A 14,171-nucleotide genomic window follows, 5' to 3' on the forward strand; every position below is an offset into this window, starting at 1 on the left:
GAGTATGTTACCATAAATTAATGAAATTTTTAAAAGACCAAGCACTCCTTGCTGGCATAAAAAATATTTGTATACTAACAGGCGCTGGCATCTCTAAGGAGTCGGGATTAAAGACTTTTCGTGACCAAAATGGGCTCTGGGAAAACCACGACATCTACGAGGTAGCCTCCCCCTTGGCCTTTAACAATAACCCAAATTTAGTTAACGAATTCTACAACCAAAGAAGACGACAGTTACAGTCAGGTGAAGTTCACCCAAATGATGCTCACATAGCACTTGCGGAACTTGAAAAGACAGGAAGTTTTCATACAACGGTTATCACTCAAAACGTCGACAATCTTCATGAAAGGGCCGGCTCAAAGAATATCTTTCATATGCATGGCCAACTTCTAAAAATTCGCTGCAAGAAAACCAAGAAAATCTATGAATGGACTAAAGACCTTACCATCGAAGATCGCTGCCAATGTTGTCATACCAAAGGAAATCTTAGGCCACATATCGTTTGGTTTGGTGAAGTCCCGCTTTTCTTAGATGAAATTCAACAGGCACTACTCAATTGCGATCTATTTGTCTCAATAGGTACTTCAGGGCTTGTCTACCCGGCCGCAAACTTTGTTGCTATTGCAAAAAGCGCTGGTGCTCATTGTTTAGAGATTAATCCACATCCGACAAATAATGCTGAGCTCTTTGATGAAACAATCGCAGAAGTTGCAACGCAGGGCGTACGTCACTTCGTGGAATCCATGCTTGCCATCTAGCATGCAGAAATTACATATCTCATAAAATCACTTTAATTTTCGTTTTCCCTTGGCTATAAGTGGGCACTCAATGCTATTGGAGAGATAAATGAAATCAGTGATTTTAACACTAGCGATGCTGTTTGCAGTTACATCAAACACACAAGCTTCAAGTAATATTAGAGAAATTTGCGAAAATGCTTACTATGCCACTGGCTATACTAAGCTTCATCAATATAATCTCATCGTCAACTGGGCCCGTATTTCGGATCACGCCCTAGTTGATCTTGAGAATATTATCTACTCAGACTACTTCAAAGTTCTAGCTGAGAAAGATCTAGGTAATAACAAATCAAAATATACTTTAAAAGAAAATGGAAAACTAAATTCATATCAATATGAAGCGGCCCTTAGTGAACTTGCAAAGATCACAGGAAATAAAGCTTCATGTGTTTATGATCTTTAATCATTAGAGGGAAAAAATATGAAAAAACTATTACTAGCAGCGACTCTTTTTATTTCAATAAATGCAAGCGCAAACCAAATCAAAATTTGTGCAATGGAAGCTCAAGAAACTTGTAAAGAGTTAACAAACAAAGAAGACTTCTACACATGTTTCAATTCAGTTCGTGACTACTGTATTGATAACTACATGTACCAATCAGGTAACAAGTCAATGCCATGGTGTTTTGATGAGTGTGCTCTTGTTCAAGACGAAGCTCAAAGAAACCTTTGCTACGAAACTTGTACTGAAAAATAATTCATACAATAAAGTATAAATAAAGAAGGCACCCAATGGGTGCCTTTTTTTATTCAATTTTATCTTTCAACGATAGCAACAACGCCCATCCCACCTGCTGTACAGATTGAGATTAGTCCACGTCCGCCGCCTTTTTCTTGAAGCATTTTAGCAAGGCCTGCAACAATTCTTGCACCAGTTGCACCAAATGGGTGTCCAAGAGCAAGAGAGCCACCTTTAACGTTTAGCTTTGAGCGGTCAATTGACCCAAGCGCTGCATCTAGGCCAAGCTTTGTTTTACAGAACTCTTCATCTTCCCAAGCTTTCAGTGTACAAAGAACTTGAGCAGCAAAGGCTTCATGAATTTCATAGAAATCAAAATCTTGAAGAGTAAGTCCTGCACGCTTTAAGAGCTTAGGAACTGCATAAACAGGGGCCATTAAAAGACCTTCTTCTTCGATGAAATCAACTGCTGCCGACTGACAAGTAGTAAAGTATGCTGAAACCTCAAGGTTATGCTCTTTTGCATATTCTTCTGAACATAGGAAAACACAAGAAGCACCGTCTGTTAAAGGAGTAGAGTTGGCCGCAGTAAGAGTTGCCTTCTCAGACTTTTCAAATGCAGTCCTAAGAGATCCCATCTTTTCGACAGTAGTGTTAGCTCTAAGAATTCCATCGCGCTCTAGGCCTTTAAAAGGCACTACAAGATCATTATAGAAACCTTCATTGTATGCACGCTCAGCATTTTGATGAGACTCCCACGCAAGTTGGTCTTGGTCCTTACGAGCAATATGCCAACGCTGGGCCATAAGCTCACAACTTTGTCCCATTGAAAGACCTGTGCGAGGCTCCTTAACCGCAGGGAAAGATGGTTTTAGATCGGCCGGGCGAATACTTAGTAAAGCCTTCACGCGCTCACCTGTTGAGCGAGCATAATTTGCACGGCTCATAGCATCTGAGAATTTTTTTGAAAACTCAACGGGGATATCACTATTCGTATCAACACCACCAGCAATTCCACACTCAATTTGTCCTGTAGCAATTTTCATTGCAATAATATTTGATGCCTCAAGTGATAGGCCACACGCTTTTTGGATATCAGTTGCAGGAGTGTGAAAAGAAAGTCCTGACTCAATTGTACACTCACGTGCAAGAGAGAAATCATAAGCATGCTTACTAACAGCTCCAAGAACGACCTCACCTACTTCTTGGCCTTTTAGGTTCATCTTATCTACTAAACCTTTAAGAGCAGCTGTCATAAGTTCTTTGTTAGATACACCTTGATATGTCGTTCCAGACCTTGCAAATGGAATACGTGATCCCGTGATAATACAAACTTTTCTTTGTTCCATTAGTTTTCCTTTTTATAAATTTGCCTTTTCAATTTATTAGGCTTTTTAGTTCGAAAATTATTTTACGATAACTGCTCAAATGAAAAAATTCATCAAGCTCTAGGAGTATCGAATTCAATTTAAGTTTTTCTTTTGCCTCAATAGACTTGAGGATCTCAACAACATACTTTTCAATGACTATAAAACATATCGCTAGAGGAGATAAATTTGATGTGTACACATCAGGAAATCCTACACCATTTAGAGAACCATGGTGCTGGCGAACAATAACATCAATTCCAGTTGGAATCCCTGAAATCTCCTGCAAGAGAGTTGTCGTCATATTAGCGTGCTCTAACACAAGCTTCTTTTCTTCATTTGTTAAATCCACGAAGGCCATATCATCAAGAGAGTGAATCTTTAAAAGTTTCTCTTCACGTAGAAGGATGTCGTGGAAAAAACAAATATAACAAACTTTATCCATCGTTTGCTTTAGTTGTTCTCCTCGCCCCCATCCTAGATTTGGAATGATTTGATAAAAGAACAAACTAGTTAGATAGTTTCTTTTAAACGCATAAGTCGTTTCATTCTCTAAAAGAGAGCGAAGAAGTGTTGAAAGTTTCTTAGAGCCGCTTACAGTCTTTGTCATAGCTACAATAGAAGTCTTAGCAAGCTTTACTGTTTGTGGAGTGATTCCAATTTCATTTAGAAGGTTTTGTGAAATTTCAAAAGTATCACTACTAATTTCCATAATTTTCTTATCTTCTTTAAAGGCCTTCACAACCTTTGTTAAAGACTGAGATAAGATTTGTCCCATTAATTTCTCGAAATCTTCTTTTTGTACAAAGAAGTGCGAAAGATTATTATTTTCATAACGTCTTACGATATCTTTATCAAGAACGTCATTGGCATAGATTCTTTTAACAAAATGATCCACACCAGTTTTTGTCATTTTAATATAGATATCACAGCATGGATTTGAGAGCTGATAGAAATTTGCAATTTCAACACTAACAAAATCAGGCATCTTTAAATGTCTTAACTCCTCATCTGTAATATTTAAACTCTTAATTAGTTGAAGACTAATATCTCTGAGAGAAAACCTCGATGGTAGAGAGACAAAGCTACCATAATCAATTTCCATCTCACCTAAGATAACAACAGGCTTTTTTATCGAGTGATCAATGATAAAATTTATCAAATTTTGACCGCCAACAATATTACGTCCTTCGCTATCGACATAACGATTCTCACAAACGATCCCGTCATAAGTTGCTAATTCATCCGCATTCGTAATTAGTGATGAGTTAGCAAGACAATCAATTTCAAAAGAGTACTCATTTGTTAAGTACTCTCTCACACTTGATTGGATGCGCTCATCTGAATGGATAATTAGCAATTTTCTCATTAAAATGATCTTCTTTTAAAAATAAAGTTAAAGATTAGTCCCCAAATCCCAAGAGTTGCCACTAAGTGAACAAAACCAAAGACAAAGCTTTTTACAATTTCTAAATTAAGTTCGGCCCCAAGCGATAGCATATCTGCAAGGCCTGAGATTTCACCAATTCTTGGAAGCATCCAATAAAAGATAAAACCGAATATTGAAGAAAGGTTTAGCCCCGAAAGAGCTGGATTTCCCGCCTTGATATAAGTATAGACACCAACAGATGCCAGAACATAAAAACAAGTTAGTAGAAGTGTTCCAATTTTATTAAAGAATAAACTGAAGAAACAACTCACAAACATAATAATCAAAATCTGTAAGAAGTGAGGAATTAGTGAAGCAACCATCTTCACCATTGAGAAATCCACACCCTTTGGCACAAGATCATTTGATAGAAGAATAACAACCCCAATTATCAAAATGAAGATCAGATAAAGGAAACTTAAAACGGCTCCACCAAGCATACGATTGATAACATATGAAGAGCGCTTAATTGGCAGTGCTAAGATTTGAGAAATTACTCCACTTTCTAAATCACTACGAAAGATATTTGCCGAAATAAGAGCTGCGACAAGCTTTGCACTAAGACTGATAATCCAAATAACAACTGTCATACTTGCGGTTGCTAGATATGTACTAAAACCAGATTCTTGAATTTCAATTTGAAGGGTATTACTTAGCACTCCTCCCAGATACATTACAATAACAGTCATAATGAATAGAAAGATTACTGATTTATTTCGAACTTCTTTTTCAATTGTATTTTTAATAAGCGTTAAATTAAACATGAACTTCCCCACTTTCCTCTTTAGTCCCTTTAATAAGAGTATAAAAACGATCCTCTAGAGACATACCACCACGTACTTCATCAATAGGCCCCTGGGCCTTAACTTGACCGTGATTTAAGATAATCACCTTCTTTGCAAATTTCTCAACTTCAGAAAGGATATGAGAGTTAATTAAGATCGTCTTACCTTTGCTCGAAAGCTCAAGGCAGATATCCTTCACATCTTTGATACCGATTGGATCAAGCCCAGAGAATGGCTCGTCTAAGATAATCAAATCTTTATCAGCAACAATAGCAATACATAAGCCTACGCGCTGCATTTGGCCTTTTGATAATTCACTAAGCTTTTTCTTGCCTAACTCTCCAATTGATAGTTTTCCTAAAGCTTCTTGAATTCTTTCTTTTACAAGAGACTTTTCAACTTGGTGAAACTCAGCAAAGAACTTAAGAGTTTCTTCAACAGTGAAGTAGCTATAGAAAGTAAATTTTTCAGGTAAGTAAACCAGGCGAGATCGAGACATAGGATCATTTGAATCAATATCATAAATCGAAATATTGCCACTATCTGCACTTATAAGATTTAGCATACACTTTACAAAAGTTGTTTTTCCAGCACCATTTGGCCCTAAAAGAGCAACGACATCTCCATGTTCTACAGTAAGAGAGAAGTCCGATAATGCCTTTTGGTCTCTATAACTTTTAGAGACATTCTCAACGTTAATTACGCTCATATAGAAATCCTTATTTTTCGAGAATTGTTTTTGAGTTAATACTTCTTGGCCTTTTATTTTCATCAATGGCCACGTATGTGAAAATTCCATCCGTCACTCTAACTCTTTCTGTTTCAAACTTGCGAATAACCCAAGCTTCAACTTTAACAGCAAGAGATGTATTTCCTTCTCTTACAGTTGAGCAGTAACAGCATAAGATATCCCCAACTCCTACTGGTTGGATGAATTTCATTGCTTCAATTGCGATAGTTGCCGTACGGCCATTACAGCGCTTTCCAGAATAGATTGCACCGGCGATATCCATTTGCGAAAGAACCCAACCTCCAAAGATATCACCATTGTGATTTGTATCACAAGGCATCGTTAGCGTGCGAACACATAGTTCTCCTACTGGTTCATTTTCACTATTTTTTCCCACCATTTATATCCTTTTAAAGTCAGTTATAATAATTAAATATATATCTATAATTTTAGAGTAAAAGGTCATTCAATGCTAGAAAAGAAAGAATTGCAACTCATTGGACAAGCTGTTGTTATAAGCAGTGTTATTGTGGCGGTATTAAACGGAGCGTATCTGTCTGGTATTTTTCCACAAGATGGCATGGTCTCAAGATTGCTAATTCTTTTAGGCGGAAATTTCATCAAAGGTGGCTACATTCAGTGGCTAACTTACATGGCATTCTTCTGGTCAATTTCAGAAATAAAAGAACTAAAGGCCCAAATTAAAGCTGAAAAGTCTTATTTTAAGGCCAATCTCCTTCCTACTGATGAAAAACATTTACTCATGTCTGACGATGTCATTCAAATAGGACAAAAAGTTAAGGACTTTGAAAAGAAGTATTCGAAAACTTTACTCACACAGCTCATTAAAAATTCTTGTGCTAAGTTTCGATCAACGAAAAATATTTCCGAAGTTCTAGAGGTCATTAATATTATAACTGACCTACATCGAGACAACTCAGAAACTGAACAGTCTAATATTCGCTATCTCCTATGGGCCATTCCTTCTCTTGGCTTTATTGGTACTGTACTTGGTATCTCAAGTGCTTTAATGTTAGCAAACTCCAAAGACATGCAACTGATTACTTCAACTCTTGGTGTTGCCTTTGATACAACACTTGTTGCACTAATCCTAAGTATCATTCTTATGTGGCTCTTTCACGATTTGCAAAAAGCAACTGATCAATTTCATATGAAAACAAAAGAATATGTAATTGAAAACTTAGTTAATAAGATTGAGATGTAGGAAAGCAAATAATGCGCCAAAGAAAGTCCATAGACGTTTTTAATATTTCATTTCTTGATTTACTTTCAGGAGCACTTGGAGCGGTGATTATCCTCTTCATCGTTGTTCCAAAGAATGAAGCACCTACAACAGTAGAAACTCCAAAAGAAGTTTGCGTTGATAATTCACAGGCACTTTCTCAATGTGAAAAGCTTGCTCAGGATCAAAAGAAAGTGATTAAAGAGCTAACAGCTCAAATTACCCCACCGCAGGCCAAGCCAGAACCAAAACCAGAACCAAAACCGACTCCAGCTCCAACGGTTAAGAATGCTGATGTAGGTTTTAATTTCAAAGGCAAGAGAGTGGCCTTTCTCATTGATGTTTCAGGATCAATGGCAACAGATGATCGTATTGGCCAAGTTAAGGCAGGCCTTAAGATGCTTATTGCTTCAATGGGAAAAGACTACTACGTCGATATCATCTACTTTCCAGGAAAGAATCGCAGTTCTCAGTATGCCCTATGGGGCGTTCTCCAAGATCTTAGAGATTTAAAAATCAAAGAAGAAGTCTATGAATTTCTAGCAGGACTTAGGCCACTTGGCGCTACCCCGACAAGAGCGGCCCTAAAATATGTTATCGACCAATATCCACAACTTACAGATATTGTCTTATTAAGTGATGGCTCTCCAACAAAGTCAGGCCGAACAACTTCACCTGATAGTATTGAAGATATTGTTAGGGATATCACCGACAAAAATAGACTTCGAAAAGTCCAAATTAACGCTATTGGTGTGGGGGCCACTAACTTCAGTAAGTCCTCAAATTTATATAAATTCTTAAAGAATTTAACAGATGCCAATAACGGTTTTTTCTATGGCTTCTAAAGTTGGCAAAAATTGCTAATTTTGCTAACCATAGATTTTATCGGATTTTTTAGCTAAGTAGTTGATATAAAAAGATTAACTACCTAGCAACTTCAGCTACTTACCCAAAATTGTCATAATAGTGTCAATGAACATGGCACTTAAACCAACATTTCGTCAGCACATTGTCAGAGTCTTGTTAAGAGCAAGCTTTTCGGCACTCTTTTTTGGAGCGACTCTCCTGTTCACTTCATGTGCTGGGCCAATGAACCCATTCGGAAGTGACACTCTTTCAATAATTAATGATGGGGATACATTCGAAAATCTCGAGGCCTTTACTAATATCTTAGATAACCATTTAAATTTTGATAATGTTGGAACAAGTACAATTGGAATTGAGTTCTTTCCTAAAAAACAAAATCGTCATGCTGTTTATGATCTTTATATTAAGATAAATTCTACTCGTGGAAAATTGAATCCAGAAAATATCGTTATCTTTTGGAATGGAAGAAATATTACTTCAAGCTTTAAAAATAATAATAAAGTTATCTATGAAGACGATCAAAATATCATCTATAAAATCAATCGCCTGAGTCTTCCAGCAAGACTTGAAACCGATATTAAAATTGGTTACCAATATCGTGGAGAAATTCGCTCTCTATACCGTTATGAAGAACCATCATGTAAGCAATTTACAACAGCAAATAACAACACAACAATTACAACAACAGATCCATTCAATGTTAAGGATAGCTTCATTGATCTTGTAAAAAATGAAGCTAAAAAAGTTCATACAAACCCTTCAATGCTACTTGGAATTATTGCCCAAGAATCAGGGTTTAACTATCGTTCAGTAAGTTCTGCAAAAGCAATTGGGCTTACACAAGTAACAGATGCAGCAAGCCAGCACGTTGTTAAGAAATACGATAAGTGGAAGGTTGATAAGAGAATTGAAAAGCTTCCATATGGACTTGTAAAATTCATGGTTAGGTCAGGAAAGATTAATCAAAGAAATGACTGGCGACTTAATCGTAAGAAGTCAGTTATTGGTGGCCTTGAGTATATTGAATATTTAAAGAAGTACTGGCGTGGAAATATCGATCTTGTACAAAAGTCATATCCAAAAATCAAAGACCTTAAATCATTTGAGAAAAGCCAACTTTTCACAGACCTAATTCTTGCCAGCTATAACTCTGGCCCATTTAGAGTTAAGTCACAACTAATCAAATTAGAAACAAATTGGCGTAACTCTGATCGCCTACAAGAAGCAAAGAATTATATTAATCGCGTAAATAGTTATTGTTATCACTTTACTCAAAATGACACACAAGGAGTCATCAATGAAGATCAAGCCATTAATCTTTAATATTTATGCATTTGTATTTATTGCAATTGCAGTTAGTATCCCAATTCAGGTCATGTTCCTTTATGGTCATGGTGCAACTGATATTGGTGCCATCTGGTCGAAAATGACAGTCTTTAACTTTATGGTTATGGCCTCTTGTTTTCTAAATGCGTACTTTTCATTTACAGCGCAAGATGACATCAAGTGGAGCTTTCCATTATCGATTGGCTTTGTTTGTTTAAATAACTCGATTGTCCTAGTTTATGGAAATGACTTTGAAGCAGCTTCAGTTATTCTATCAACTTTTGCATATATCCTAATGACTTCATATTTTATTCTTAGTCATGAAACGAATGTTATTAATTCTCCTGCTGCTCAGTGGTGGAAAACAGCAATTCGTTACCAAGCACCACTACCAACAAAGGTATCATCAACTGATATTCCAATTAATCTTGGAGAAACTTTTGATATCTCAAGAACAGGTGCTTATATTTCGTATAATACGCCAACTCAAAAAGATATCTTCAATTGTGGAGACACTTTTACTTTTAATATCGGAACAGATTTAGAACTAAAGGCCAAGGTCGTTAGAAAATCGAATGCTGTTGGACGCTACCCAGAAGGAATGGGGGTACAATTTGTTGAGCTTGGAGTTAGCGAAAGACTTCAATTAGAGAAGCTTTTAACAAGCCTTAGACAAAGTGTAGATGAAGAAAATATGGATAGTGATAACGATTACGAAGAGTATAATAAGGCCGCTTAGTCGTCCCCTAAGTAGCTAAAATAACGAGCTTGATTTTTAAATTGGCAGGACCTCACCGAGGTCCTGTTTTTTTATTGGGACTATATTTCGGGTAAATTCTACAATCTCCTACCATCTGTTCATAAATTACCGTAAAAGCTAATTATGTTACGTACCACTCTAATAATTTTAGCAACATCACTCACTATGGCCCAGGCAATAAACCTCAAAGGCCACGGTGATACGAAAACACAAATCGATCAAGCAAAATTCAGAAAGCGTCTTTCTGATTTGATGAAAAAAGGAAAGAGAACTCTTTATTATAAAGAAGCACGTCTTTACCTTTTTAATAATATCTACGCCTATAATAAATCTGGATCCGATAATAAGTTTCTAAAAGACCTTTACTGCGGAAATGAGTACGAAAATAATGTCGATATTCAATTAGACTCTGAAAACCTACCTGATGGTAATATCATCAACACTGAGCATACATGGCCGAAGTCTCGATTCTTTGACTATGGTGAAACTGTTGAACACGGTAAGAACGAATACGATGATATGGTTGCGGATATGCACCACCTTTTCCCAACAGACTCTTTTGTTAATAGTATGAGGGCCTCATATCACTACGGTGAAGTTGACGACAATAAACTTCAAGACTGTGGTGAATCTAAATTTGGAAAGAATAAGAAGTATCCAAATATGCCGCTTTTTGAACCACCTAATGAAGTAAAGGGTGATATCGCTCGTGGACTATTCTACTTTGCAGTAATGTATGAGCTTCCAATTGATGATCGTGAAGAAGCATTCTTAAGAGCTTGGGACAAGTTAGATCCTATCGATGAATTTGAGAAGTTTAGAAATGATGAAGTTGAGAAGTATCAGGGCAACCGAAATCCATTTATCGATTACCCTGAATTAATTGAACTACTGACGGACATTTAATTTCTTACTTGATCTTCGCTGCCATCTCGCTAGCTGGATCCTTAGAGTTTCCATTTAAACGACGATCTAAGATCATTTTGAAATGAGAATATGGGTATGCGCCTTTAACAGGGACACCGGCCACAACAAAACCAGGAGTGCCACTAAAGCCCAATTTATTTGCACTTGCTACGTCCGCAGCAATCTTATTCTCGACACGTTTTGAGTTTACTAATTCCTTAATTTTCCCAATATCTAATTTCATTTCTTTAATTAAACTAAGGAAATATTTTTCACCATGACGAATCTTATTTTGATTCTTTAAAATTGTTTCATGAAAATCGAAGGCCTTTTGGCCATATTCAATTCTAATTGCTTCATAGTATTTTGCGGCCAATCTTGCATTTGGATGAATTGAATCAATTGGCAGGTGGCGATAGACAAAGGCCACATCATCTTTATACTCATCAAGAACTTGTTTTACTGTCTCAAGGGCACGATAACAGAATGGACACTGAAAATCAGAGTATTCATAAATAACCACTTTCGCATTAGGATTACCAATGATTAAATCTTCACTATGCTTTTCGACTTCAATAGGGTCTTTAAATGCGGCCTCTAAGATTTCCTGTTCTTTCTTATTGCGATCTTCAAGGGCCTTCTCTCTCATTTGAGATGCCATCTTCTGAAGTGTTTCCATAAACAATTGCGGGTTCTTCTTCATCACTTCAGTTAAAATCTGCGGATTTTCCTCAAGAGTTTTTTGCAGATCGCTCGCCGATTGCTTCGACTGACATGACGCTAAAAAAAGTGCCACGCAGGCAAAGAGAAGTGGAATGGTTATACGCTTAGACATAATGGTCCCTTAGTAGTTGTTCATATTAACTAACCTTTCGTTATATTATGGCCAAGCTTTATTCAATCTTCGTTAGAGTTATGTCAATTCTTTGAAAAAAAAGGGCCTTTGAAAGGCCCTTAAATCATTTTTTATTCTTATTGAGCAAATTGTGGACGCAGCTTATAGCCGATACCTCGAACCGTTTCAATTAAATTTTCATTAAATTTCTGACGTAATTGAAGAACGTGTGTATCTACGGTACGAGTTGATGGATAACACTCATAACCCCAAACCTTATTTAAAATCTCATCACGAGATAGAGCGCGATTTGGATTTTCCACAAGAAGCTTTAGGAAATCAAACTCCATTTTAGTTAGTTCGACTAAGTTTCCATCCCAAGTAACTTCTCTTGTATCATTATCAATCTTAAGTTTTCCAAGAGTTAAAACACCTTTAGTATCAAGATCCTTAGCTGTAGCTCCTTGATCTCCAATACGAAGTTGCACACGAATACGAGCAAGTAGTTCACGAGACTCAAATGGTTTAGTCATATAGTCGTTTGCCCCTGACTCAAGGCCAACAACTTTATCAATCAGATCAGTCTTAGCAGTAAGAATAATCATAGGTGTATTATTATTGTTAGAACGAATCTCTTTTAGAAAATCAATCCCCTGTCCATCTGGAAGCATCCAATCTTGGATAATAAGATTAAAACCTTTTAAATCAATCTTTCTTGCTTCTTCTAAAGTTTGTGCCCACGTCGTATCAAAGCCTTCCATTTTAAGAAAATCAAGAATTCCCTTACCTAGTGAAACATCATCTTCAACTAATAGAATCTTATCCATAATTACTTCCTTTTAGGTAGCGTGATAATAAACTTCGTCGGCTTCTTAACCAACTCAATTTTTCCACCCCATTCATCAACTATATTTTTAATAATATTTAAACCTAAGCCTGTACCTGAACTTTTAGAACCTTTAACAAACTCACTTGTTAGAGTATCAAGGTCTCTTGTAATCTCTCCACCATCACCGACTTCAACAACAAAGAATTTATCTTTTTCATAAATCTTTAAATAGTGCTCTGGCGCACCATGAATAAAAGAGTTCTCAACGAGATTTTTAATGAGAATTTGAAACCAATAATAATCGACAAAGATCGTATCTTTCACATCAATCGATAATTCTATTTCCTTATCATAAGTTTCCTTAATAGGAATAATTGTATCATAGATAAGATCTTCTAAGTGCTCTAGCTTTTCATAACTAAAAGTTAACATCCCTGAGGCATTAGAGCCTTGCAGGTAGTGCTTAGACTTCTCTGTTAGACGTTGAAGGCGATATACTTCTCCAGCAATTCGAAGAAGATCTTCTTGCTGTTCTTCATCCAATTTATCAATTGAGCGGTTCATTTTTTCAACAATTAAAAGAAGAGAACTAACAGGAGTTCTAAACTCGTGTGTCAAAACTTGAAGTGCCATTTTCTTACGACTCTCCTCAACCTTATCATCCTTGATCTTACTGAATAGTAGCCAAAGAATAATGAAGAAAATAACCATGATCCCGGTAAATGATGTCAAAGTCGAAGTAGAGACAGTCTGTAAGAGATGTCTTGTGTTCTGTCGCCAACAAATTGGACCGTCGTTGTAGACACACCACTTACCTGCACGTGCTCTTGATATTTGATAAGGCGTTTGATCGAGAAATCTTTCAATGGAATCATTTGAGTAAAAGCGATACTCGAGAACATTGTATTGGCGTGGATACTTTATTCGTGCCAATAAAAAGTTCTTTGCTAGAATAGTTCCTTCCTCATTAATAATATCTTGTAGAGTTTCCTGAGAAAGACTTGCAAGTAGACCGTAGATTCCACCGAGTGGCCCGATTTCACGTTGAAGTTGTGCAAGTTCTGAAACATGGAAGTAAGAAAGTCTACGCCTTACCCATGACGTCTGTGACGCCTGGCCTGTGGCCAATTGATATTGAAACAAGAGGTATGCGTAACTAACACCAGATTCATGAATATAAGGTGGAGATTTCACAAACCAGTTAGGAATATTTCGAATTCTTCCACAGCGGATTTGTTCCCAGACTCCTTTTTTACGTGTTCCCGTAAGCTGAGATTGAAGAATCTCAATATTTGAACAACCTTTTGAACTTGAAAGTAGAGATGCATCAAATTCTTCAATAGCAAGTGAAGGATTAAGTAGTTGGAACTGCTCATCTGAGTAATACAATGATGAGAAGTTAACGATGGCGTATGGTGTAATTGTAGTTTGCATCTTAACTTTTAACTCATTGATCTCATCAATTTGATACTGACTAGCAAATCGAGGAGCGAAAGTTTTTAAAACAAAACTTCCTGAAAAGAAGGCAACAATTAACGCCGTGAATATAAGTACAATATAAGGTTTCATTAAATCTAAGTAATCCCAGCATTTACAATATTAAACGTATCGTTAA

16 protein-coding genes are annotated in these 14,171 nt (G+C 36.6%); 8 read left to right on the forward strand and 8 right to left on the reverse strand.

The annotated features are described in order from the left end of the window. The first annotated feature begins 20 nt into the window (after positions 1-20). The 3 genes from C0Z22_RS06235 (at position 21) to C0Z22_RS06245 (ending at position 1,497) form a co-directional block, all read left to right on the forward strand. Positions 21-758 (forward strand): NAD-dependent deacylase, encoded by a 738-nt coding sequence (locus C0Z22_RS06235; protein ID WP_199177526.1) that lies wholly within the window; start codon positions 21-23, stop codon positions 756-758. Positions 759-846: 88 nt separating this feature from the next. Continuing rightward, on the forward strand, positions 847-1,203 hold the full coding sequence (locus C0Z22_RS06240; protein ID WP_103217480.1) for a hypothetical protein: 357 nt from the start codon (positions 847-849) through the stop codon (positions 1,201-1,203). 18 nt (positions 1,204-1,221) lie between these two features. Continuing rightward, on the forward strand, positions 1,222-1,497 hold the full coding sequence (locus C0Z22_RS06245; protein WP_103217481.1) for a hypothetical protein: 276 nt from the start codon (positions 1,222-1,224) through the stop codon (positions 1,495-1,497). A 59-nt stretch (positions 1,498-1,556) separates the two neighbouring features. Here the strand turns inward: C0Z22_RS06245 and C0Z22_RS06250 are convergent, their stop codons facing one another. Genes C0Z22_RS06250 through C0Z22_RS06270 form a run of 5 tightly spaced genes read right to left on the reverse strand, consistent with a single transcriptional unit; the run spans position 1,557 to position 6,190 of the window. Next, the gene (locus tag C0Z22_RS06250; protein ID WP_103217482.1) at positions 1,557-2,828 is read right to left on the reverse strand and encodes an acetyl-CoA C-acetyltransferase; all 1,272 of its coding nucleotides are present in this window, start codon (positions 2,826-2,828) and stop codon (positions 1,557-1,559) included. A gap of 28 nt (positions 2,829-2,856) precedes the next feature. Further along, complete coding sequence (locus C0Z22_RS06255; RefSeq protein WP_103217483.1) at positions 2,857-4,215, reverse strand: hypothetical protein; 1,359 nt, start codon at positions 4,213-4,215, stop codon at positions 2,857-2,859. Beyond that, the gene (locus C0Z22_RS06260; RefSeq protein WP_103217484.1) at positions 4,215-5,039 is read right to left on the reverse strand and encodes an ABC transporter permease subunit; all 825 of its coding nucleotides are present in this window, start codon (positions 5,037-5,039) and stop codon (positions 4,215-4,217) included. Before C0Z22_RS06260 ends, C0Z22_RS06255 begins: the two co-directional genes overlap by 1 nt. Beyond that, positions 5,032-5,769: an ABC transporter ATP-binding protein gene (locus tag C0Z22_RS06265; RefSeq protein WP_158246834.1), complete on the reverse strand. Its 738-nt coding sequence runs from the start codon at positions 5,767-5,769 to the stop codon at positions 5,032-5,034. Before C0Z22_RS06265 ends, C0Z22_RS06260 begins: the two co-directional genes overlap by 8 nt. A 10-nt stretch (positions 5,770-5,779) precedes the next feature. Beyond that, positions 5,780-6,190, reverse strand: coding sequence for an acyl-CoA thioesterase (locus C0Z22_RS06270; RefSeq protein WP_103217486.1), 411 nt, complete (start codon positions 6,188-6,190; stop codon positions 5,780-5,782). A 69-nt stretch (positions 6,191-6,259) separates the two neighbouring features. Between C0Z22_RS06270 and C0Z22_RS06275 the strand changes: the two genes are divergently transcribed. The 5 genes from C0Z22_RS06275 (at position 6,260) to C0Z22_RS06295 (ending at position 10,892) form a co-directional block, all read left to right on the forward strand. Further along, a complete protein-coding gene (locus tag C0Z22_RS06275) occupies positions 6,260-7,015 on the forward strand; it encodes a MotA/TolQ/ExbB proton channel family protein (protein ID WP_103217487.1) in 756 nt (251 codons plus the stop codon). Between the two features lie 11 nt (positions 7,016-7,026). Then, positions 7,027-7,878: a vWA domain-containing protein gene (locus C0Z22_RS06280; protein ID WP_103217488.1), complete on the forward strand. Its 852-nt coding sequence runs from the start codon at positions 7,027-7,029 to the stop codon at positions 7,876-7,878. A gap of 127 nt (positions 7,879-8,005) precedes the next feature. Then, positions 8,006-9,223 carry a transglycosylase SLT domain-containing protein gene (locus C0Z22_RS06285; protein WP_103217489.1) on the forward strand — a complete coding sequence of 406 codons (1,218 nt, stop codon included), beginning with the start codon at positions 8,006-8,008 and terminating at the stop codon, positions 9,221-9,223. Continuing rightward, positions 9,198-9,965, forward strand: coding sequence for a PilZ domain-containing protein (locus C0Z22_RS06290; protein ID WP_158246835.1), 768 nt, complete (start codon positions 9,198-9,200; stop codon positions 9,963-9,965). Before C0Z22_RS06285 ends, C0Z22_RS06290 begins: the two co-directional genes overlap by 26 nt. A 144-nt stretch (positions 9,966-10,109) precedes the next feature. Further along, entirely contained in the window at positions 10,110-10,892 is a 783-nt protein-coding gene (locus C0Z22_RS06295; protein WP_103217491.1) for an endonuclease I family protein, read from the forward strand. 4 nt (positions 10,893-10,896) lie between these two features. Here C0Z22_RS06295 and C0Z22_RS06300 read toward each other — a convergent pair whose 3' ends face one another. From C0Z22_RS06300 to C0Z22_RS06310, 3 genes are all read right to left on the reverse strand, one after another. Continuing rightward, the gene (locus C0Z22_RS06300) at positions 10,897-11,727 is read right to left on the reverse strand and encodes a thioredoxin domain-containing protein (protein WP_103217492.1); all 831 of its coding nucleotides are present in this window, start codon (positions 11,725-11,727) and stop codon (positions 10,897-10,899) included. 137 nt (positions 11,728-11,864) lie between these two features. Continuing rightward, positions 11,865-12,554, reverse strand: a complete 690-nt coding sequence (locus C0Z22_RS06305) for a response regulator transcription factor (RefSeq protein WP_103217493.1) — start codon at positions 12,552-12,554, stop codon at positions 11,865-11,867. Positions 12,555-12,556: 2 nt separating this feature from the next. After that, complete coding sequence (locus C0Z22_RS06310; RefSeq protein ID WP_103217494.1) at positions 12,557-14,125, reverse strand: sensor histidine kinase KdpD; 1,569 nt, start codon at positions 14,123-14,125, stop codon at positions 12,557-12,559. Between the last annotated feature and the right edge of the window lie 46 nt (positions 14,126-14,171).

Source organism: Halobacteriovorax sp. DA5, from assembly GCF_002903145.1.
Classification (GTDB): domain Bacteria; phylum Bdellovibrionota; class Bacteriovoracia; order Bacteriovoracales; family Bacteriovoracaceae; genus Halobacteriovorax_A.